This is a genomic window from Microbacterium sp. STF-2 (assembly GCF_034650155.1).
In the GTDB taxonomy this organism is placed as follows: domain Bacteria; phylum Actinomycetota; class Actinomycetes; order Actinomycetales; family Microbacteriaceae; genus Microbacterium; species Microbacterium maritypicum_A.
The window spans coordinates 1636069-1656300 of record NZ_JARKMW010000001.1; the positions used below are offsets into that span (position 1 = coordinate 1636069).

Here is a 20232-nt window from a genome sequence, read left to right on the forward strand (position 1 = left end):
CGCGGCAGCCGTCAGCGGAAGGAAGCGGCCACCGAGTTGCGGTGGTAGTCGAACACGATGCTCGTGCGTGTGGAGGCGACGCTGCTCTGCGCCGAGAGATGCTCGAGCACGAACTCGCGCATCTCGGACGAGTCGGCGACCGCGATGTGCAGCAGGAAGTCGTCGTCGCCACCGAGGAAGAAGAGCTGGATCACCGGCGGCAGCACGCGCACGCGGTCCGCGAACTCCACGATGCTCTCCCGGCGTCCGCTCGGACGCAGCGTGACGCCGATGATCGCCTGCAGGCCCGCGCCGAGCGCCCGCTCGTCCACGCTCGCGTGGAAGCCCGTGATCACGCCACGATCCACGAGCGCCCGCAGCCGGGTGTGCGCCGTCGAGGGCGCGACACCCAGACGCCCGGCGAGCTCGGCATTCGTCATGCGCCCGTCGGCCGTGAGCAGCTGCACGATCCTGGCGTCGATCGCATCCAGGGCGGGGGCCCGAACGGTGTTCGGCTCCGGGGCCTCTGAGGTGGTCTCCATACGAAGCATTATTCAGGATTTCCCCATCACACGAATCATCTTCACCGATTCTGTTGTTCTGTCGATGTTTCTGCGATCCTGGGTGCCGCACCGCATCGAACCTGGAGGATCAATGAAGATCGGCGTCCCCACCGAGGTCAAGAACAACGAGAACCGCGTCTCCCTCACTCCCGCCGGCGCCGACCGTCTGGTGCACGAGGGCCACCGGGTGCTCGTGCAGTCCGGGGCCGGGCTCGGCTCGCGCATCACCGACGACGACTACCGGGCCGCCGGCGCCGAGATCGTCGCCACCGCCGCCGACGCGTGGGGCGAGGCCGATATGGTCATCAAGGTCAAGGAGCCGATCGCCCAGGAGTACGGCTTCCTGCGCGACGACCTCACCCTCTTCACCTACCTGCATCTCGCTGCCGACCGCGCGCTGACGACGGCCCTCGTCGAGGCAGGGACCACCGCCGTCGCGTACGAGACCGTGCAGCTCCCCGACCGCAGCCTGCCGCTGCTCGTGCCGATGAGCGAGATCGCCGGACGCCTCTCGGTCACCATGGGCTCGTACTCGCTGCTGCGTTCCCAGGGCGGACGTGGAATGCTGCTCGGCGGCATCGCCGGCACGCCGCGCGCCAAAACCGTCGTGATCGGCGGCGGTGTCGCTGGAGAACACGCCGCGGCGAACGCCCTCGGACTCGGCTCGAAGGTCACCGTGATCGACGTCTCCCTACCGCGTCTGCGCGAGCTCGAGCACCGCTACGGCGGCGCCCTCGAGACCCGTGCGTCAAGCCGCTACGACATCGCCGAAGAGCTCAAGACCGCCGACCTGGTGATCGGATCCGTGCTCATCCCCGGTGCCGCGGCCCCCAAGCTCGTGACCGACGACATGGTCGCCGCGATGAAGCCGGGGTCCGTGCTCGTCGACATCGCGATCGACCAGGGCGGATGCTTCGAGGGCTCGCGCCCGACCACCCACGACGATCCCACATTCGCGGTGCACGACTCGATCTACTACTGCGTGGCGAACATGCCGGGCGCGGTTCCCGAGACCGCGACCCGTGCACTGACGAACGCGACCCTCCCCTATGTCTCGGCGATCGCCGGCAAGGGCTGGGAGCGGGCGGCGGCCGACGACGCCGCGCTGGCCGCGGGTCTGAACGTGCAGGGCGGACGCATCACGCTTCCGGCCGTCGCACAGGCGCACGGACTCACGACCGACTGACCTTCCGAACCCGAAAGAACTCCGGATCTTGGCGGCATCCCACACCTCTCCTGCCGCACCGACCCGAGTACGCTCGTAATCGTGACCGAACGCGCTCCCCTCTCCCGCAAGCTGTCCGCCATCGCCGAGTCCGCGACCCTCAAGGTCGATGCCAAGGCCAAGGCCCTCAAGGCCGAAGGCAAGGACGTCATCTCGTACGCTGCCGGCGAGCCCGACTTCGCGACGCCGCAGTTCATCGTGGATGCGGCGGCCGAGGCTCTGGCCGACCCGGCGAGCTACCGGTACACGCCCGCTCCCGGCCTCCCGGCGCTGCGCGAGGCGATCGCGGCGAAGACCCTCCGCGACTCCGGACTCGAGGTGTCTCCGAGCCAGGTCATCGTCACCAACGGCGGCAAGCAGTCGGTCTACCAGGCCTTCCAGGCCGTGGTGAACCCCGGCGACGAGGTGCTGCTGCCCGCCCCGTACTGGACCACGTACCCCGAGGCCATCCGCCTCGCCGACGGCACCCCCGTCGAGGTCTTCGCCGGGGCCGACCAGGAGTACAAGGTCACGGTCGCGCAGCTCGAAGCCGCACGCACCGCCCGCACCACCGCCCTCGTGTTCGTCTCCCCGTCGAACCCCACCGGCTCCGTCTACACCGCCGAGGAGACCAAGGCCATCGGCGAGTGGGCGCTCGAGCACGGCATCTGGATCATCAGCGACGAGATCTACCAGAACCTCACCTACGAGGGTGTCAAGGCCACCTCGATCGTCGACGCCGTGCCCGAGGTCGCCGGCCAGACGATCCTCGTCAACGGCGTCGCGAAGACCTACGCCATGACCGGCTGGCGCGTGGGCTGGATGGTCGGCCCGGCCGATGCCATCAAGATCGCCGGCAACCTGCAGTCGCACCTCACCAGCAACGTGAACAACGTCGCCCAGAAGGCCGCGATCGCCGCGCTCACCGGCCCGCAGGACGAGGCCGAGCAGATGCGCCAGGCCTTCGACCGTCGCCGCCAGCTGATCGTCTCGGAGCTGTCGAAGATCGACGGCCTCGTCGTACCGAACCCGCTGGGCGCGTTCTACGTGTACCCCGACGTGCAGGGCCTGCTGGGCCGCACCTGGGGCGGCGTGACCCCGACCACCTCGCTCGAACTCGCCGATCTCATCCTCGACCAGGCCGAGGTCGCGGTCGTCCCCGGCGAGGCCTTCGGTCCCTCCGGCTACATCCGCATGTCATACGCACTGGGCGACGAGCAGCTGCTCGAGGGCGTGCAGCGCCTGCAGCGTCTGTTCACCTGACCCGCGGAACCCGACGAAGGCCCCTCCCGTCTGCAGATGGGAGGGGCCTTCGTCACGACGTCTCCTGCCCTCAGGCGAGGGTCAGCGATACTGGAGGCATGACGAACGGCGAGCAGGAGTATGAGCGGATGCCGGTGACTCTGCGGGTGGCATTCCCCATCCTGATCACGGTGACCGTGCTGGTCTTCTTCCTCTCCCTCGCGGTCGCTCCCTTCCTCTGGTACTGGGGAGGAGAGTCGCGTCAGTGGCTCAGTGCGCTCGCCTTCGTACCGGTGGTCGTCTACGCGACCATCACGGTGCTCGTGATCAGACGAAAGTCGTGGGCCCGATACGCGACCCTGCTGTTCCCGCTCCCGCTCGCGCTCTATGTTCCGGCGGTAGCAGCCCCGATCTGGGAGTTCTGGGTCGCCATCGCGGCCCTCGCCGTCACCACGGCGGCGGTCGTGTTGATCCTCCTGCCGTCGTCTCGTTCCTACTTCGGCAGCGGGACACCTCAGTCCTCGGGACGGAAGCCGATCAGCCAGCGCACGCCGTAACGGTCGACGAGCGTGCCGTCGAAGTCACCCCAGGGTCGCTTCTGCAGTGCGTCGATCACGCGGCCGCCGCCGGCGAGCTCGTCGTACCAGTCGGTCAGAGTGAGGGCGTCGGCCGTGCCGAGGAGCGAGAGGAACATGCCGCCCATCTGCACGGCATCGTCATCGGCTCCGGCATCCGCTCCGGCGATCTCGACCAGTCCGCTCAGCTGCCCGTGCGCGATCGCATCGCCGGGGCCGTCGTGCCTCCCCGCGGTGGCGTAGTCGAGCAGCTGGAGCTCACCGCCGAACACCGATCGATAATGACGCAGCGCCTCCGCGGCGTTGCCGGGGAACAGCAGGTACGGGATCAATCCGCTCATGCCGCGAGTGTAGCCGCGACAGCCGACGTGCCTGCGGTTCGACGCCTTGGAGTTCGACGCCTCAGAGTTCGACGCCGACGAGAACCGGCTCCGGCTGCAGCACGAGACCGAACTCGGCGTGCACCCTGCTCTGGATGAACCGGGCGAGCTCGGCGACCTCACCCGCGGTCGCCCCGCCACGGTTGGTCAGCGCGAGCGCATGCTTCGTCGACACGGATGCGCGGGAGCGCGGGAGCTTGAACCCCTTGCGGATGCCCGCCTGCTCGATCAGCCAGGCCGCGCTCACCTTCACGTCGGAGACCGCCGCGGGCTTCGATAGCGGCACCTGTCCGTCGTAAGACGCCAGCGGGATCACGGTCACGGCGTCCAGATCGGGGGCGACCGGCCAGCGCGGGCACTCCGGGGGCAACGAGCCGGCGACCGCCGCCGTCACGATCGCGTTCTGGAAGAAGGAGCCGACGCCGTGGGTGTCGGGGTCATCCGCGTCGAGCAGCATGCCCTTCGACGCGCGAGTCGAGAGAATGCGCTCGCGCACCCAGCCGAGCGGAACCGGTGTCTCATCGGTCAGACCCAGTGCCCGACGCAGCTGCTCACCGCGCACCACACGCTCGCCCGCGATCAGCAGGTCGACGGTCACGGAGAGGATCACGGCACGGCGCAGCGGCACACTGCCATGGTGATGCTTGAGCACCGAGGTGCGGAAACCCAGCCCGAGCTCGGCAGCGGGAACCGTCGAGATCTCGCCGGTCGACTCGTCGATCAGCTCGACCTCGACCAGCGTCTCCTGGATCTCCTGCCCGTACGCCCCGATGTTCTGCACGGGGGCGGCGCCGACCGTGCCGGGGATCCCGCTCATGGCCTCGAGGCCCGCATACCCGTGGGCGACGGCATACGCGACGAGGTCGTCCCACCCGTGGCCGGCCTGCGCGCGCAGACGGATGCGGCCCGCGTGCGGGGACGGCAGCTCGTCGATGCCCTCCGTGCGCACGCGGATGACCGTGCCCTCGAACGGCTCGTCGCCCACGAAGAGGTTGGAGCCGCCACCGAGGACGAACCACTCGTCGCCGCGCGCCCACGCCTCACGCAGAGCATCGACGAGACCCGGCGTCGTCGTCGCCTCGAACATCCGCTCCGGTGCTGCTCCTGTGCGCAGCGTGGTCAGCTCCGCCAGACGGACCGGCTCGATCTCCCGCATCAGCTCGCCCTCATCGGACAGCGATGCGCAGCTGCGCCTTGACGAGCACGGTGGTCTCGCCGAACGTGACCTTGAGGTCGATGCGCACGGCCTCGTCGTCGACGGCACCCACGGTGGCGACGACGGTGACGTCAGCGCCCTCGTCGGGGTCGACCACGACCGGCTTGGTGAAGCGCACGCCGTAGTCGAGGATGCGGGTGGCCGGGTCGAGCGCCGCGACGACCACCGACGAGGCGATGCCCATCGTGAGCATGCCGTGCGCGAGCACGCCGGGAAGCCCGACGGACGCGGCGACATCATCGCGGTAGTGGATCGGGTTGAAGTCACCGGACGCTCCCGCGTAACGCACCAGCGATTCGCGGGTGAGGTGCACGGTGCGCTCGGCGAGCACGTCTCCGACGGTGTAGCCCATCAGGCGGCCTCTCCTTCATCCGCGCTCGGCTCGGCACCGACCAGCAGCACGCTGGTGGCGGTGACGACGTGAGCGCCCGCGGGGTCGGTGATCTCGGCCTCGCTGGTGATCATCGCGTTGCCGCCCATCATCCGGATGCCGGTGACGCGCAGCTGCGCGGTGAGCTCGTCGCCCGCGACGATGGGGCGCGTGTAGGTGAAGCGCTGCTCGGCGTGGATGGTGCGCGCGAGCACGATGCCGGAATCCTCCTGCCCCAGGAGCTGCTGGAGCGTGAGGTCCTGGATGACCATCGCGAAGGTCGGCGGCGCCACGACGTCGGAGAAGCCCGCCGCGCGGGCCGCCTTCAGGTCGGTGTGCTGCGGGGCGTCGGCGAAGACGGCACGAGCGAACTCGCGCACCTTCTCGCGGCCGACGAGGTACGGGGCCGTCGGCGGGAACTCCCGGCCGACCAGATCTTGGTTCACTGCCACCCCTCGATCCTACCGAGGGGTGGCAGCGAACCAGGCCGCGGGTCGGCTCCCGGGAGTTCAGGCCGCACGTGCGGACATCGCCGATCCGAGCAGCACCATCCTCATGCTGCGCTCCGCGGCGTCGCGCAGCAGTGCCTCGCCGTGTTCCACCGCCTGTTCGAGGGGCATCGGCACGGTGATGATCGAGGCGATCGCGTCGATGCCGATGTCATGCACGGTCGGCGCGCCGACACCCAGCGATCCGGCGATGCCGAGCACCGGCACGCCGGCGACTCTGGCGCGCATCGCGATCTCGGCCGGCACCTTGCCCCGAGGCGTCTGGAAGTCGATCGCCCCTTCGGCGGTGATGACGAGATCGGCCACCGCCATCAGCTCATCGAGGGGCTCGGGCAGCAGCCCGCTGTCGAGGAGCACCTCGAAACGCGGGGCGAGACGCGCACCGAGCACGGCGGCGAGACCCGCTCCGAGCCCGCCAGAGGCGCCGGTGCCGCCGCCGGTGCGCACATCCATCGCCGCTCCGAACGGACTCTGCTCCTCGAGCAGACCGGCCCAGACGTCGAGGGCGTCCGCGAGCTCCTCGACCTGCTCGGACGTCGCTCCCTTCTGCGGACCGAACACCCTGGCCACGCCGCGCGGTCCGCACAGGACGTTGTGGATGTTGCAGGCGAGCACGATCTCGACCTCGCCGATGCGGGGATGAAGACCCGCGAGATCGAGGCGCACCGCATCGCGGAGATGCCGCCCGCCCGCGGTGATCGGCACACCGTCTCGGTCGAGGATGCGCACGCCGAGCGCTTCGAGCGCCCCGGCACCGCCGTCGCTCGTGCCGGAGTCGCCGCAGCCGACCACGATCCGCTCCGCACCGGCGTCCAGTGCAGAGGCGATCAGCTCGCCCACGCCGCGCGTCGTCGTCTCCCCCGGGTCGCGGCGATCGCGCGGCACGAGCCGCAGACCCGCCGCCGACGCCATCTCGACCACGGCGGTTCCGATGGCGTGCCCACCGAGCCGTGCCCAGTGCGCATCCACCGGGTCGCCGACGGGGCCCGTCACCCGTGCCGGGATGAGCTCGCCTCCGGTCGCCGCGGCGAGCGCGGCGGCCGTGCCCTCTCCGCCGTCCGGCACCGGGTACTCGTCCACCTGCACGCCGGGGATGACCCGACGAACGCCGGCGGCGATGGCCTGGGCCACGGCCTCGGCGCTCAGGCTCTCCTTGAAGCCACTGGGTGCGACCAGGATGCGCTGCGGGGTGTGGAACGACATGATTCCTCCTTCTGCGCCCGAGACGGGCGACGAGCGCCCGGTGTGCGGGCACGACGAGCACCGGTGCACCGGCGGTGCACGCGGAGTGAAGCGGGTGTGAGAGGGGCCGAGGCCGCGGATCAGAGCAGCAGCGGCAGCCCCATCAGAGGCCACACCCACAGGGCGAAGACGGCCACGAGCACGAACATCGCCGGTGCCAGCAGCCCCGAGAGCCGGCGCAGGTCCAGCGGGGTGAAGCCCCCGCTCACGATGTCGGGGTCGGCGAACATGGCGACCGGCTTCGCCGAACTGGGGAGCGTGTGGCAGAACCCGGCCGCGGCGGTCGAGGCGAACGCCGCCGCCATCGGGGAGACGCCGAGTGCGGGCGCGAGCGCGATCACGACCGGGACGATCGCGGCGGAGCGGGCCGACCGCGACGGGATCAGCAGGTGCGCGGCGATCGAGATCGCGATGACCACGAGCACGAACGCGACGGCCCCCGCGGCGCCGAGCCCCCGGAGCGGGGCGAGCGCCGACGAACTCAACCAGGCGGCGGCGCCCGTGCTGGTGAGCGCGGATGCCAGCGCGAGAGTCGCGGCGAGGAACAGCAGCAGCGACCACGGCACGCGCTTGATCGCAGCGGGGAAGGTCAGGCAGCCGATCCCGGGCGTCACGGCGGCGACGGCTCCGATGAGGGCGACCAGTGCCGGCGACAGATGGTGCAGCGGTTCCGTGGCCCAGAGGAGGATCACACCGCCCAGCAGCACGCCAGCGCGTCGCTCCATGGTGCTGAGCGGCCCGGTCACGGCGGTCGATGCGGAGCGGCCGATATCCGTCGCGCTCATCCGCAGCGGCGTGCTGCGGTCGTCGCGGCGGGTGAAGCGCCAGAGGATGAGCTCGCAGGCCAGGTGCGACGAGACCACGGCGAGGGGCAGCCCGAGCCAGAGCCAGCTCAGGAACGTGAAGCCCTGCTCGCCCGCGGCCCGCAGCAGCTGATCCGTCACGATGTGCGCCCCCGCGCCGAGCAGCGAGCCGACGGCCGAGAGCAGGACCACGGTCGGCATCAGCAGGGCGAGGGCGCGGATCACCCGCTCGCGTCCGGGAAGCGCGGCCGCGACCGCCGTGTGCACGGGGACGGCGAGCGCGGCGCGCCCGGAGGTGGCGGGCACGGCGAAGGCGGTGAGCGTGAGGGCGACGGTCGTCAGATGGAACAGGCTCCGCGGCCCGCGTGCGAACCGCAGCAGATGCGAGGCACCGCGCAGAGCGAGGCCGGAGGACGACACTGCGGAGGCGATCACGAACGCGCCTATGAGCAGCCAGATCGTCTCGTCGCCGAGGGAGGCGAAGAAGTCGCTCGCCGGCAGCACGCCGGTGACAATCAGGGCGATCGCGGCGAGGAAGGCGACGAGCGTGTCATCGAGGCCGGTGGATGTCCACGCCCACACCGCGAGCAGGAACACGGTGAGAGTCACGGCGATCGGCATGGTCACCCGGCCGGGGCCGGCGCCCTGAGACAGCGACGACAGCGCCATGGCGAGCCCCGCGATCAGCACGAGTCCGAGGGCGAGGAGGCTGAGGATGCGCCCGCGCCCGAGCCGGCGCACCGCGAAGCCACCTCCGGCCGAGTTGCGACCGGGGAACGGAGTCGGGCGCTGCGGCGGCATCGTCGAGAATCGCGTGCGCTCGACCGCCGACGGCTCGGCCACCCGGCGCGCGTTCTCGGTAGGGGTATGGGTGGGATCACTCATCGGAATCGGTATCCCGCCCCGCGCACCGTCTCGATACGATCGACACCGATCTTGCCGCGCAGCGCCCGCACGTACACGTCGACCACGTTGGAGGCCGGATCGAAGTCCATCCCCCACACGTGCCCGATCAGCTGGTCGCGCGACAGCACCTGGCCGGCATTCTGCAGGAAAACCTCGAGCAGGGCGAACTCCCGCGAGGTGAGCTCGCGCATGTCACCGTCGACCGTGACCGTGCGGGCGCGCACATCCACCCGCACATCGCCGTGGGTGAGCACGGGGCCGGCCGCCCGTCCCTCGCCGTCGCCGATCCGCAGCCGCACCCTGGCGATGAGCTCGGCGAACTGGAACGGCTTGGTGACGTAGTCGTTCGCCCCGCTCTCCAAGCCCCGCACCGTGTCGATGACCGAGTCACGGGCGGTGAGGATGATGACCGGTGTCGCGACGCCCTCGCCGCGCAGGTTGGCGAGCACGTCGAAACCGTCCATGCCGCCGAGCCCGATGTCGAGCAGCACCAGATCGAACATGCCGCTGCGTGCCATCAGCAGCGCGGTGTGGCCGTCGGCCGCCTCGGCGGTCTCGTAGCCGGCCGCGCGCAGGCCCCGGCGGACGAACGAGGTGATGTGCGGGTCGTCTTCCGCGATGAGGATGCTGCGCATCTCACTCGCTCCTCTCTGCCGCGGTGTCGAACCGCGTGGTGGTGGGTGCCGGAAGGTCGATGCCGAACGTGGCACCTTCTCCGAACACGCTGTCGACCCAGGCTGAACCGCCGTGTCCATCGGTGATCGCCCGCACGATCGCGAGCCCGAGCCCCGACCCTCGTCGCGCACCAGAGCTGTCGCCGCGGGCGAAGCGCTCGAAGATGCGCTCGGCGTCGGCCACGGCGACCCCGGGACCGGAGTCGCGCACCCACAGCCGCAGCCGCCGCTCGCTCCCCTCGCCGTCGAAGCGCGAGCCGATGAGGATGCGGTCACCTGTCTCGGTCACCTGCACCGCGTTCGCCGCGAGCTGCAGCACGGCCTGGGTCACCCGCTGGGGATCGAGCGCCGCCGTCCCCTCGGCCACCTCCATGAGCTGCCAGCGACGATCTCCGAGGTTCTGCGCCTTGGCCTCGATGTCGAGGGTGAGGGCGGCGGTGTCGCAGTTCGCGACCCGCACGAAGTCGGGCTGCTCGGCCCTCGCGAGCACGAGCAGGTCGGTGACGATGCGGCTCATCCGGTCGAGCTCGTCGCTGACGAGACGCAGGGTCGCCGCACGCTCCTCCGGGTCTTCGCTCAGCAGTTCCAACTGGCCGCGGACGATGGTGATCGGCGTGCGCAGCTCGTGTCCCGCATCGTCGACGAACCGCTGCTGCGTCGCGTGCACGGCCTCGAGGCGGTCGAGCATCTGGTTGAAGGTCGTGGCCACGGCCGCGATGTCGTCGGTGCCCTCGACCGGCACGCGCGCCGAGAGGTCGTGCTCTCCGATGTCGCGGGCGACCCGGTACACCTCTCGCACGGGAGCCAGGATCTGCCCGGCGACGAGCCAGGCGACGCCGGAGCTGAGCAGGATCCCGATCAGCGCCACCCACGCGATCGTGGCGAATCCCGCGTCGACCTGCGAGCGCGCCTCCTGCGTGTACTGCACGATCAGCACCGCGCCACCGCGATCACCGGTGGTGAACTCCAACCGACCCCAGCGCAGGGGGCCCACGTCGGGCGCATCCATCGCGCCGGACGCCGACGGCTCATCGAGCAGTCGGTTCACGAGCGCCTCGCCGCCCGGCACTGCAGCGAGCGCGGAGGCATCCGTCGCTTGCACCCGGCCGTTCGCGACCGCGATCACTGCCCCCTCGACGGTGGCGATCACGACCTCGTTCTCGTGCACGGACTGGCGGGCGACGTACTCGCTGACCAGCTCCTCGGCCGTGGTGTGACCACTGGCCGCGGCATCCTCCGCGAATCGGGAGAACTCAGAGGCCTCCTGCTCGATCTCGGCGTTGGCCGACTGCTCCACACCGGCGAGGAAGATGCTGCGGCCGACCATGCCGACGGCGAGGAGCGTGATGGCGGTGCTGAGGATGATCCACAGCGTGATACGCCAGCGGGCGGGCAGAGTGCGGCGGCGCAAGGTGCGCAGCGGCGCACCGGTGGCCGCGAGGCCCTGCGCCGCCGCACGCGTCGGCGCGTGCGGCGTGGCGCTCTCGTCGAGATCCAGGGGCAGGGTAGGGGCGTCAGTCATCATCGCCGCCACCGTCATCGTCGTCGTCGCCAGCGGGTGGGGCGGGCGCAGGCGCAGGTACCGGTGCCGGGGCAGGGGCCGGCGCAGGTCCCGGCGCAGGCGCAGGTGCCGGCGCAGGCACGGGCGCAGGCACCTCGCTCGGCACCGGCGGCGCGAGCTGCACCGACACGGGTTCGGTAGGGATCCGCGGCGAGGGCGGCATCTGCGCCAGCACGACGCTTCCGACCGCGAAGGCGACCGGGATCGCGATCAGGGCGCCGGTGACGAGAAGGCGACGTGGAGTGGGCATGACCCCATGATGCCCGTCGATCATGATGGGCAGATGAGCCGTGGATGAAGATCCCTTCATCCGGACACGCTCAGGCCCGCTTGCGCCCTCTGACCGCCTTGATCGCCATCTGCACCGCGATCACGACCAGATATGCCGCGAACAGCATGTTGCCGAGAGTCGGATCGACGATCGTCGCCAACCATGCCCCGAGCGCCGTCGTCGTGCAGGCGGAGACGCCGATGAGCAGCGCGGCGAGCAGATCGACGTTGCGGTTGCGGAGGTTTCCCACGGTGCCCGAGATCGCCGTCGGGATCATCATGAGCAGCGACGTGCCCTTGGCGACCAGGTCGCTGGTGCCGAACGCCAGCATCAGCACGGGCACGACGATCACACCGCCGCCGACGCCGATGAGCCCGGCGAGGATGCCGGTGCCGATGCCCACGCCGACGAGGGCGATACCTGTCAGCCAGGACAGTTCGAACGCGGCATCGCGCGAGGGGATGACCAGGAAGAGGCTGACGATCACGACCAGCAGGAAGCCGACGAAGCCCCAACGCAGGGCGGTCTGCGAGATGCGCGGCAGCAGCCGCGTGCCGATCTGCGCCCCCACCACGGCGCCCGCGGCGAGGATGATCGCGGGGATCCAGGCGACAGACCCGGTCGTGGCGTAGGAGATGACGCCGACGCTCGCCGTCGGCACGATCGCCGCGAGGGATGTCCCTGCCGCGAGGCGCTGATCGAAGTGCAGCAGGAGCACGAGAAGCGGAACGATGACCGTGCCACCGCCCACGCCGAAGAGTCCGGAGAGGAGGCCGGCGAGAAGGCCGATGCCGATGAACGCCGCGTAGGCGCGAGGCCCTCGTGCGGGGGCCTGTACGTCACTCACCGGATCAGCCTACTCGCGGCCTCCTCCCCTCTCGAACCCGCGTCGCGGATCAGACCTCGGAGTCCGCCTTGATCGGCACCGCGATCGACGCGGTCAGCGCCTGCTCGTACCGGCGCTGGCGACGCCGCAACCAGAGTCCGCCGACGATCAGCAGGGCGAGCACCCCGTAGGCGATCGCCGCGAACGGCTGCATGACGAGCGTGCTCAGATCCCCCTGGCTCAGCTGCAGCGCCTTGCGCAGCTGCTCCTCGGCCATCGGCCCCAGGATCATGCCGACCACGAGCGGCGCGACCGGATAGCCGTACCTGCGCATGAAGTAGCCGAGGATGCCGACGATCAGCAGGATCACGATGTCCGACGGCGAACTGTGCAGTGCGTATGCCCCGAACACCGCGAACAGGAGGATGCCCGCGTACAGATACGGCCGCGGGATCTGCAGCAGCTTCACCCACATGCCCACGAGCGGCAGGTTGAGCACGATCAGGATCACGTTGCCGATGTAGAGGCTCGCGATGAGCGCCCACACCAGGTTCGACTGGCTCTCGAACAGCAGCGGTCCCGGTTGGATGCCGTACGACTGGAACGCCGTGAGGATGATCGCCGCAGTCGCCGTCGTCGGCAGGCCCAGCGTGAGCAGGGGCACCAGCACTCCGGCGGCCGCGGCGTTGTTCGCCGACTCCGGACCGGCGACGCCCTCGATCGCACCGCGGCCGAACTCGTCGCGGTGCTTCGACAGCTTGCGCTCGGTCGCATACGACAGGAACGTGGCGACGTCCGCGCCGCCGGCGGGGATCGTGCCGATCGGGAAGCCGATCGCCGTGCCGCGCAACCACGGCTTCCAGGACCTCCGCCAGTCGGACCTCGTCATCCACGAGCGCCACCCGCGAGTCACGGGGATCACGTCGACCCCGCCGTGCCGCAACCGGGCGGCGATGTAGAACGTCTCCCCGACCGCGAACAGGCCGACGGCGACCAGCACGATGTCGACGCCGTCGGACAGCGCCGGGAGCCCCAGCGTGTAGCGCTGCTGGCCGGAGAGCCAATCGGTGCCGACCAGCCCGAGGAAGAGGCCGACGCCGAGCGAGAGCATGCCGCGCGAGATCGAGCTGCCGATCAGCGCGCCGACCGTGATGAACGCGATGACGATGAGGGCCACGTAGTCGGCGGGCCCGAGGTTCACGGCGAACTGCGCGAGCAGCGGTGCGAGCAGCGTGAGGCCCAGCGTCGCCAGGGTGCCGGCGATGAAGGACCCGATGGCGGCGGTGGCGAGCGCGGCAGCGCCCCGCCCCATCCTGGCCATCTTGTTGCCCTCGATCGCCGTGACTATCGAGGCCGACTCCCCCGGTGTGTTCAGGAGGATGCTCGTCGTCGAGCCGCCGTACATGCCGCCGTAGTAGATGCCCGCGAACGTGATCAGCGCCGCTGCGGGGTCGAGCGTGTATGTGAGGGGAAGCAGCAGCGCCACCGTCATCGCGGGGCCGATGCCCGGGAGCACCCCGACCGCGGTGCCGACGAAGACGCCGAGGAAGGCGAAGGCGAGGTACTGCGGCTGCAGCGCGGTCGCGAAGCCCTCCAGGAGCAGGGTCCAACTGTCCATCAGAACATCCTTCCGAGCCAGCCGAGAGCAGGGCCCCAGGGCAGCGACAGGCCGAGCAGACCGCCGAAGACGACCTGGATCACGAGCGCGACCAGGATGCCGATCAGGAACGCCATCCACCACCGCTTGGCGGCGAGCGACCACGCGACCCCGCCGAACAGCAGAGCGGCCGCCGGCGCCCACCCCAGCGGCTCGATCAGGAGCAGGTGCGCGACGACGAGACCGGCCAGCTTGGCGAGGGTGACCCAGTCGGTCGGCAGGCTCTCATCGATGTCCTCCGCCTCCTCCGCACCGCCGCGCTCCCCGCGCAGCACGCCGATGAGAACGGCGACGGCCGAGGCGAGCAGGATGACCGAGACGAAGATCGGGAAGACCGTCGGACCGGCCTTCATCCCGACGGGGACGTGGATCAGGAAGATGCCGACGACGGCGAAGACGCCGAGCGCGACCATGATTCCGGCGAACACGAGCTCGCCGAGGGGGACGGAGGGAGAGCGGCGTGCGGGTCGACCATCGTGGTCGACCCGCACCCCCTGCTCCTCGGTCCCCGATGAGGCGGGGACCGTCATGTCACTGCACCAGACCGATGTTCTTCAGCGTCGCCGTGACCTCTTCGATGTTCCCGGTGAGGAAGTCATCGAACTCCGCGCCGACCAGGAACGCGTCGGTCCACCCCTTGGTCTCCAGCTGCTCCGTCCACGCCTCGGATTCGTGCAGCTCGGTGATCACGCGCACCAGCTCGTCCTTCTCGCCGTCGGAGATGCCACCGGGGGCGATCACGCCGCGCCAGTTGGTCAGGACCACGTCGTACCCCTCCTCGGTGATGGTCGGGACATCCGGGAGCTGCGACACCGGCTCCTCGCTCGAGACAGCCAGAGCCTTGAGCGCGCCGCTCTCGATGTGCTGCGCGAACTCGCCGACGCCCGAGATGCCCGCGGCGACCTTGCCGCCGATCAGCAGCGGAACGGCCTCACCGCCGCCGGAGTTCGGCGTGTAGTTCAGCTTCTCGGCGATCTCGGCCCCGTCGAGTCCTGCTTCCTCGAGCATGAGACCGGCGAGGATGTGGTCGGCGCCGCCCGCCGAGCCGCCGGTGATCGTGACCGCCTGGCCGTTGTCGACGACGTCTTCGACGAGGTCTTCGAGCGTGTCGTACTTCGAGTCGGCCGGCACCACCACGACGAGCGGTTCGTCGGTGAGCCGGGCGATCGGTGTGGTGTCCTCGATCCGCACGGCCGAGGCGTTGGTCTCGACCGCTCCGACCATGACCAGGCCCATCACCATCAGCGTGTTCGGGTCCTTCTCGTTGGCGAGCTGGGCGAGGCCGACCGTGCCACCGGCACCGCCCACGTTGGTCACCGGGGCGGAGGCCACGAGGTCGTCCTGCGTGAGCACCTGCGACAGCGCCCGGCCCGTCTGATCCCATCCCCCACCGGGATCCGCCGGGACCACGATCGAGACGTCGGTGACGGTGGCGGTCTCTGCTTCCCCTCCACCGTCGTCGGTCGCTGCGCTGCCTCCCGCGCACGAGGTGAGTGTGAGGGCTGCGACCGCGGCCAGCCCGGCCAGGGTTGCGATGCGTGCGTTCTTCATGTGCGCTCCTCCTTGAGCGTTCGTGGTGCTGTGGCTCCACCCTGGAGCGGGAGCTGCGCCTGCTCCAGCTTCGGAAACCATTGGTCGGAGTTTCGGAACTATTGGTCACGAGCGGCGCTCCCGCCCGCTCGCACCGCACTCGCCGAAGGGCCAGAATGAGCAGGTGGCCTCGAAGATGACGCTCCGCGTGCAGTTGCTCGTGCTGCAGGCGCTGATCGTGTTCCTGGTGACCCTGGCGACCGGCATCGTGGCCGGCGCGTTCCAGGAGCAGGCTCTCCGCGAGGCGTACAAGGACCGGATGCAGGCCGTGGCCCAGTCGATCGCCGCGCTCCCGACGGTGCACGCGGCGTTCGACGATGCCGAGCCCTCCGCAGCCATCCAGCCGATCGCCGAGGTCATCCGCGAGGCCTCCGATCTCGCCTACGTCGTCGTCGCCAACGAAGACGGCATCCGCTACTCGCACCCGAATCCGGAGCGCATCGGCGAGAAGGTCTCCACCGACCCGTCGATCCCCCTCGCCGGCGAGATCTACGTCGGCACGCAGACCGGCACGCTCGGCACGTCGTGGCGGGTCAAGGTGCCCATCCGTGACGATGAGGGCGACGTTATCGGCACCGCATCCGTCGGGATTCTCGAGTCGGAGCTGAACGAGGAGTTCTCGGCCAATCTCGTCTGGCTGATCTCGGCGATGCTGGCGGCCGCTGTTCTCGGGGTATTCGGCTCGGCGTGGGTGACCTCCATCATCCGGCGGCGCATCTACCGTCTCGAACCCCACCAGATCGCCGCTCTGGTGAAGAACCAGGAGACCACGCTGCACGGTCTGAGCGAAGGGGTCATCACGGTCGACGGCACCGGGCGGATCACGCTCGTCAACGACGCCGCCGCCCGATTCCTCGACAGGGATGCCGCCGATCTCGATGGCGAACCCGCCGCCGAGGTCCTGGGCACAGAGCTCGCCACGGTGCTCCGGGAGGGCGAGTCCGCCGGCCGGCCGGTGATCGTCGGGGCGCACGTGCTCGTCGCCCGCAGCACCGGAAGCGAGGCAGACGGCGAAGGCATCGGAGCGACGCTGCTGTTGCGCGATCACACCGAGTTGCATGACGTGGTGCGACGGGTCGAGGCCGCGGATGCGATCATCGCGTTCCGACAGCGACTCGGGCTCCCCAAGGGACTGAGCGCCGAGACGCTCGATCGTGTCTGCGCAGCTCTCGCTGCGCGCCCCGACGCTTCGGCGACCGAGATCGGCGACGACCTCGAGATCTCCCGCGTCAGCGCCCGCCGCTACCTCGAGCATCTCGCCGGCTCCGGCCGAGCGACCCGCACACTCGACTACTCGACCAAGGGCCGCCCGAGTACCCGCTACCGGTCGAACGACGCCGTCTGAGGCCCGTCACCCCTGGGACGCAGTGCCATTGTGTGCGACACTGGATCGCATTCGACGTCGTCGTCAGCCTGCCCGGATCGAAGGAGATCTCATGGTTCGCAGTACCTATCCCGATGTGGAGATCCCCGAGGTCTCCATCCACGAGTTCCTGTTCGGCGATCTCTCCGAAGCCGAACTCGACACCATCGCCCTCGTCGACGGGATGAGCGGGGCGACCACCACCTACCGGCAGCTCGTCGGACAGATCGACCTTTTCGCCGGCGCCCTCGCGGCACGCGGAGTCGGGGTGGGCACCACTGTCGGCGTCCTCTGTCCGAACATCCCGGCCTTCGCCACCGTTTTCCACGGCATCCTCCGCGCGGGGGCGACGGCCACCACCATCAACTCCCTCTACACCGCCGACGAGATCGCGAACCAGCTCACCGACGCCGGAGCGACCTGGCTCGTGACGGTCTCCCCTCTGCTTCCCGGCGCACAGGCCGCCGCGGACAGGCTCGGGTTCGACGCCGACCACGTGATCGTTCTCGACGGCGCCGAGGGCCACCCGTCCCTCCCCGCGCTCCTCGGCGAAAGGCACCCCGCACCGGACGTGACATTCGACCCGGCGACCCATCTCGCCGTCCTCCCCTACTCCTCGGGAACGACCGGCCGCCCGAAGGGCGTCATGCTCACGCACCGCAACCTGGTGGCCAACGTGTCGCAGTGCCGTCCGGTCCTCGGCGTCGATGCCAGTGACCGGGTGCTCGCCGTCCTGCCCTTCTTCCACATCTACGGCATGACGGTACTGCTGAACTTCGCGCTGCGTCAACGGGCCGGGCTCGTCACGATGCCGAAGTTCGACCTCCCCGAGTTCCTGCGCATCATCGCCGAGCACCGCACCACCTGGGTGTTCGTCGCTCCCCCGATCGCGGTCGCGCTCGCGAAGCATCCGATCGTCGACCAGTACGACCTCTCCGCCGTGAAGGTGATCTTCTCCGGCGCCGCTCCTCTCGACGGCGCCCTGGCCTCGGCGGTGGCCAACCGCTTGGGGTGCATCGTGACCCAGGGGTACGGCATGACCGAGACCAGCCCCGCGGTCAACCTCATCTCCGAGGCACGCACCGACATCGACCGCTCGACCATCGGGCCCCTCGTGCCGAACACCGAAGCACGGCTCGTCGATCCCGATTCGGGCGAAGACGTCACAGTGCCGGCAGAGGGCGCGAGCGAGCCCGGCGAACTGTGGGTGCGGGGACCGCAGGTCATGGTCGGCTACCTCAACCGCCCGGACGCCACGGCAGAGATGCTCGATGCCGACGGCTGGCTGCACACCGGTGATGTCGCCACCGTCACCGATGAGGGCATCTACCGTATCGTCGACCGGCTCAAGGAGCTCATCAAGTACAAGGGCTACCAGGTGGCTCCGGCCGTGCTGGAAGCCGTGCTGCTCGAGCATCCCTCCATCGCGGATGCCGCCGTGATCGGCGCACTCGATGAGGACGGCCAGGAGGTGCCCAAGGCCTTCGTCGTACGCCAGCCGGAAGCCGAACTCGATGCCGAGGCGGTCATGGCCCACGTCGCCTCGCATGTCGCGCCGCACGAGAAGGTACGCCAGGTGGAGTTCATCGATGTGATCCCCAAGTCGAGCTCGGGGAAGATCCTGCGCAAGGATCTGCGTACCCGCTGACGACGTCACCGGATAAACGAAGAAGCCCGCCATCCCTTTCGGGGTGGCGGGCTTCTTCGTGAGCGAAGTACTTACTCGGACTTCTTCTCGACAGCGTCCTCGGCGGCAGCCTCGGCTGCTTCGCCCTCGGCCTGCGACTCGGCGCCGGCCTCGACGGTCTCGTCGGCGGGAGTCTCCTCAGCGGGAGCCTCCTCGACGACCTCAGCCGGCTTCTCGGCCTTCTCGGCCTTCGGAGCAGCAGCCTTCTTGGTCGACTTCGCCTTCGGGGTGACGGGCTCGAGGACGAGCTCGATCACGGCCATCGGCGCGTTGTCGCCCTTGCGGTTGCCGACCTTCGTGATGCGGGTGTAGCCGCCCTCACGGTCAGCGACGAGCGGCGCGATCTCGGAGAACAGGACGTGCACGACTTCCTTGTCACCGATGACCGACAGCACGCGACGACGCGCGTGCAGGTCGCCACGCTTGGCGAAGGTGATCAGACGCTCGGCGAGCGGACGAAGGCGCTTGGCCTTGGTCTCGGTCGTCTTGATCGACTTGTGGGTGTAGAGCGCCGCCGCGAGGTTGGCAAGCATCAGGCGCTCGTGTGCGGGGCCGCCTCCGAGGCGGGGACCCTTAGTGGGCTTGGGCATAATCGTCTAACTCCTGGTCAGAAAGGTCGGGTATCAGAAGGACTCGTCTTCGCTGCCGCCGTAGAAGTGGGCGCCGTCGAAACCGGGCACCGAATCCTTGAGCGACAGACCGAGCGAGATGAGCTTGTCGCGCACCTCGTCGACCGACTTCTGGCCGAAATTGCGGATGTTCATGAGCTGCGTCTCCGACAGGGCGACGAGCTCAGAAACGGTGTTGATGCCCTCACGCTTCAGGCAGTTGTACGAGCGGACCGACAGGTCGAGGTCCTCGATCGGCATCGACAGCTCGCTGGAGTTCACTGCCTCCACCGGCGCCGGGCCGATCTCGATGCCCTCGGCCTCGACGTTCAGCTCGCGGGCGAGACCGAACAGCTCGGTGAGCGTCTTCGCAGCCGAAGCGACGGCGTCGCGGGGGCTGATGGCCGACTTGGTCTCGACGTCGAGGACGAGCTTGTCGAAGTCGGTGCGCTCCCCGGCACGGGTCGCGTCGACGCGGTAGCTGACCTTGAGGACCGGCGAGTAGATCGAGTCGATCGGGATCTGACCGGCCTCGGCGTACTCGTTGCGGTTCTGCGTCGCCGAGACGTAGCCACGGCCACGCTCGATGGTGAGCTCGAGCTCGAACTTCGCGGTGTCGTTCAGCGTCGCGATGACGAGCTCGGGGTTCTGCACCTCGACACCGGCCGGAGCCGAGATGTCAGCGGCGGTGACTTCGCCCGCACCGGTCTTGCGCAGGTACGCGGTGATGGGCTCATCGCGCTCCGACGAGACGACGAGCTGCTTGATGTTGAGGATGATCTCGGTGACATCCTCCTTCACGCCGGGGATGGTGCTGAACTCGTGCAGCACGCCGTCGATGCGAACGCTGGTGACAGCAGCACCGGGGATCGACGACAGCAGGCTGCGACGCAGCGCGTTGCCGATCGTGTAACCGAAGCCGGGCTCCAGAGGCTCGATGATGAACCGGCTACGGTTCTCGACGATCTTTTCCTCGGTCAGTGTGGGACGCTGTGCAATAAGCACT

21 protein-coding genes are annotated in these 20232 nt (G+C 69.5%); 5 read left to right on the top strand and 16 right to left on the bottom strand.

Features of this window, described 5'->3' with window-relative positions; translation table 11 throughout:
• Positions 1 to 11: 11 nt before the first annotated feature.
• Positions 12 to 530 (bottom strand): Lrp/AsnC family transcriptional regulator, encoded by a 519-nt coding sequence (locus MicroSTF_RS07785; RefSeq protein ID WP_029258929.1) that lies wholly within the window; start codon positions 528 to 530, stop codon positions 12 to 14.
• Between the two features lie 103 nt (positions 531 to 633).
• Between MicroSTF_RS07785 and ald the strand changes: the two genes are divergently transcribed.
• The 3 genes from ald to MicroSTF_RS07800 all read left to right on the top strand — a co-directional run bounded on the left by ald (position 634) and on the right by MicroSTF_RS07800 (position 3545).
• Complete coding sequence (gene ald / locus MicroSTF_RS07790; protein WP_029267355.1) at positions 634 to 1728, top strand: alanine dehydrogenase; 1095 nt, start codon at positions 634 to 636, stop codon at positions 1726 to 1728.
• A gap of 81 nt (positions 1729 to 1809) precedes the next feature.
• Complete coding sequence (locus tag MicroSTF_RS07795; protein ID WP_029258931.1) at positions 1810 to 3009, top strand: pyridoxal phosphate-dependent aminotransferase; 1200 nt, start codon at positions 1810 to 1812, stop codon at positions 3007 to 3009.
• A gap of 98 nt (positions 3010 to 3107) precedes the next feature.
• On the top strand, positions 3108 to 3545 hold the full coding sequence (locus tag MicroSTF_RS07800; protein ID WP_029258932.1) for a hypothetical protein: 438 nt from the start codon (positions 3108 to 3110) through the stop codon (positions 3543 to 3545).
• Here MicroSTF_RS07800 and MicroSTF_RS07805 read toward each other — a convergent pair.
• The 13 genes from MicroSTF_RS07805 to MicroSTF_RS07865 form a co-directional block, all read right to left on the bottom strand.
• A complete protein-coding gene (locus tag MicroSTF_RS07805; RefSeq protein WP_297555810.1) occupies positions 3503 to 3904 on the bottom strand; it encodes a VOC family protein in 402 nt (133 codons plus the stop codon). The two genes, MicroSTF_RS07800 and MicroSTF_RS07805, sit on opposite strands and share 43 nt — an antisense overlap.
• Positions 3905 to 3965: 61 nt before the next feature.
• A complete protein-coding gene (locus MicroSTF_RS07810; RefSeq protein ID WP_297555807.1) occupies positions 3966 to 5099 on the bottom strand; it encodes a UDP-N-acetylmuramate dehydrogenase in 1134 nt (377 codons plus the stop codon).
• Between the two features lie 10 nt (positions 5100 to 5109).
• A complete protein-coding gene (locus MicroSTF_RS07815) occupies positions 5110 to 5511 on the bottom strand; it encodes a MaoC/PaaZ C-terminal domain-containing protein (RefSeq protein WP_297555805.1) in 402 nt (133 codons plus the stop codon).
• On the bottom strand, positions 5511 to 5981 hold the full coding sequence (locus MicroSTF_RS07820) for an FAS1-like dehydratase domain-containing protein (protein WP_017829180.1): 471 nt from the start codon (positions 5979 to 5981) through the stop codon (positions 5511 to 5513). The genes MicroSTF_RS07815 and MicroSTF_RS07820 overlap by 1 nt, the downstream gene beginning before the upstream one ends.
• Positions 5982 to 6038: 57 nt before the next feature.
• Positions 6039 to 7241: a glycerate kinase gene (locus MicroSTF_RS07825; RefSeq protein WP_322954660.1), complete on the bottom strand. Its 1203-nt coding sequence runs from the start codon at positions 7239 to 7241 to the stop codon at positions 6039 to 6041.
• Between the two features lie 119 nt (positions 7242 to 7360).
• Positions 7361 to 8968 carry an SLC13 family permease gene (locus tag MicroSTF_RS07830; protein WP_322954662.1) on the bottom strand — a complete coding sequence of 536 codons (1608 nt, stop codon included), beginning with the start codon at positions 8966 to 8968 and terminating at the stop codon, positions 7361 to 7363.
• A complete protein-coding gene (locus MicroSTF_RS07835) occupies positions 8965 to 9624 on the bottom strand; it encodes a response regulator transcription factor (protein ID WP_029258937.1) in 660 nt (219 codons plus the stop codon). The genes MicroSTF_RS07830 and MicroSTF_RS07835 overlap by 4 nt, the downstream gene beginning before the upstream one ends.
• Position 9625: 1 nt before the next feature.
• Positions 9626 to 11185 (bottom strand): sensor histidine kinase, encoded by a 1560-nt coding sequence (locus tag MicroSTF_RS07840; RefSeq protein WP_322954664.1) that lies wholly within the window; start codon positions 11183 to 11185, stop codon positions 9626 to 9628.
• Positions 11178 to 11474, bottom strand: coding sequence for a hypothetical protein (locus MicroSTF_RS07845; RefSeq protein ID WP_136025474.1), 297 nt, complete (start codon positions 11472 to 11474; stop codon positions 11178 to 11180). The genes MicroSTF_RS07840 and MicroSTF_RS07845 overlap by 8 nt, the downstream gene beginning before the upstream one ends.
• A 70-nt stretch (positions 11475 to 11544) precedes the next feature.
• The gene (locus tag MicroSTF_RS07850; RefSeq protein ID WP_017829181.1) at positions 11545 to 12342 is read right to left on the bottom strand and encodes a sulfite exporter TauE/SafE family protein; all 798 of its coding nucleotides are present in this window, start codon (positions 12340 to 12342) and stop codon (positions 11545 to 11547) included.
• A 49-nt stretch (positions 12343 to 12391) separates the two neighbouring features.
• Entirely contained in the window at positions 12392 to 13939 is a 1548-nt protein-coding gene (locus MicroSTF_RS07855) for a tripartite tricarboxylate transporter permease (protein ID WP_029267372.1), read from the bottom strand.
• A complete protein-coding gene (locus MicroSTF_RS07860; RefSeq protein ID WP_322954670.1) occupies positions 13939 to 14508 on the bottom strand; it encodes a tripartite tricarboxylate transporter TctB family protein in 570 nt (189 codons plus the stop codon). The genes MicroSTF_RS07855 and MicroSTF_RS07860 overlap by 1 nt, the downstream gene beginning before the upstream one ends.
• Position 14509: 1 nt before the next feature.
• Positions 14510 to 15529, bottom strand: coding sequence for a Bug family tripartite tricarboxylate transporter substrate binding protein (locus MicroSTF_RS07865; RefSeq protein ID WP_021201107.1), 1020 nt, complete (start codon positions 15527 to 15529; stop codon positions 14510 to 14512).
• 163 nt (positions 15530 to 15692) lie between these two features.
• Between MicroSTF_RS07865 and MicroSTF_RS07870 the strand changes: the two genes are divergently transcribed.
• Both MicroSTF_RS07870 and MicroSTF_RS07875 read left to right on the top strand, forming a co-directional pair.
• Complete coding sequence (locus MicroSTF_RS07870; protein WP_021201108.1) at positions 15693 to 16913, top strand: PAS domain-containing protein; 1221 nt, start codon at positions 15693 to 15695, stop codon at positions 16911 to 16913.
• Between the two features lie 91 nt (positions 16914 to 17004).
• Positions 17005 to 18579: an AMP-binding protein gene (locus tag MicroSTF_RS07875; RefSeq protein WP_322954673.1), complete on the top strand. Its 1575-nt coding sequence runs from the start codon at positions 17005 to 17007 to the stop codon at positions 18577 to 18579.
• Between the two features lie 71 nt (positions 18580 to 18650).
• Here MicroSTF_RS07875 and rplQ read toward each other — a convergent pair whose 3' ends face one another.
• The gene (gene rplQ / locus MicroSTF_RS07880; RefSeq protein WP_322954676.1) at positions 18651 to 19208 is read right to left on the bottom strand and encodes a 50S ribosomal protein L17; all 558 of its coding nucleotides are present in this window, start codon (positions 19206 to 19208) and stop codon (positions 18651 to 18653) included.
• A 33-nt stretch (positions 19209 to 19241) separates the two neighbouring features.
• Positions 19242 to 20231 (bottom strand): DNA-directed RNA polymerase subunit alpha, encoded by a 990-nt coding sequence (locus MicroSTF_RS07885; RefSeq protein ID WP_021201111.1) that lies wholly within the window; start codon positions 20229 to 20231, stop codon positions 19242 to 19244.
• Position 20232 lies beyond the last annotated feature (1 nt).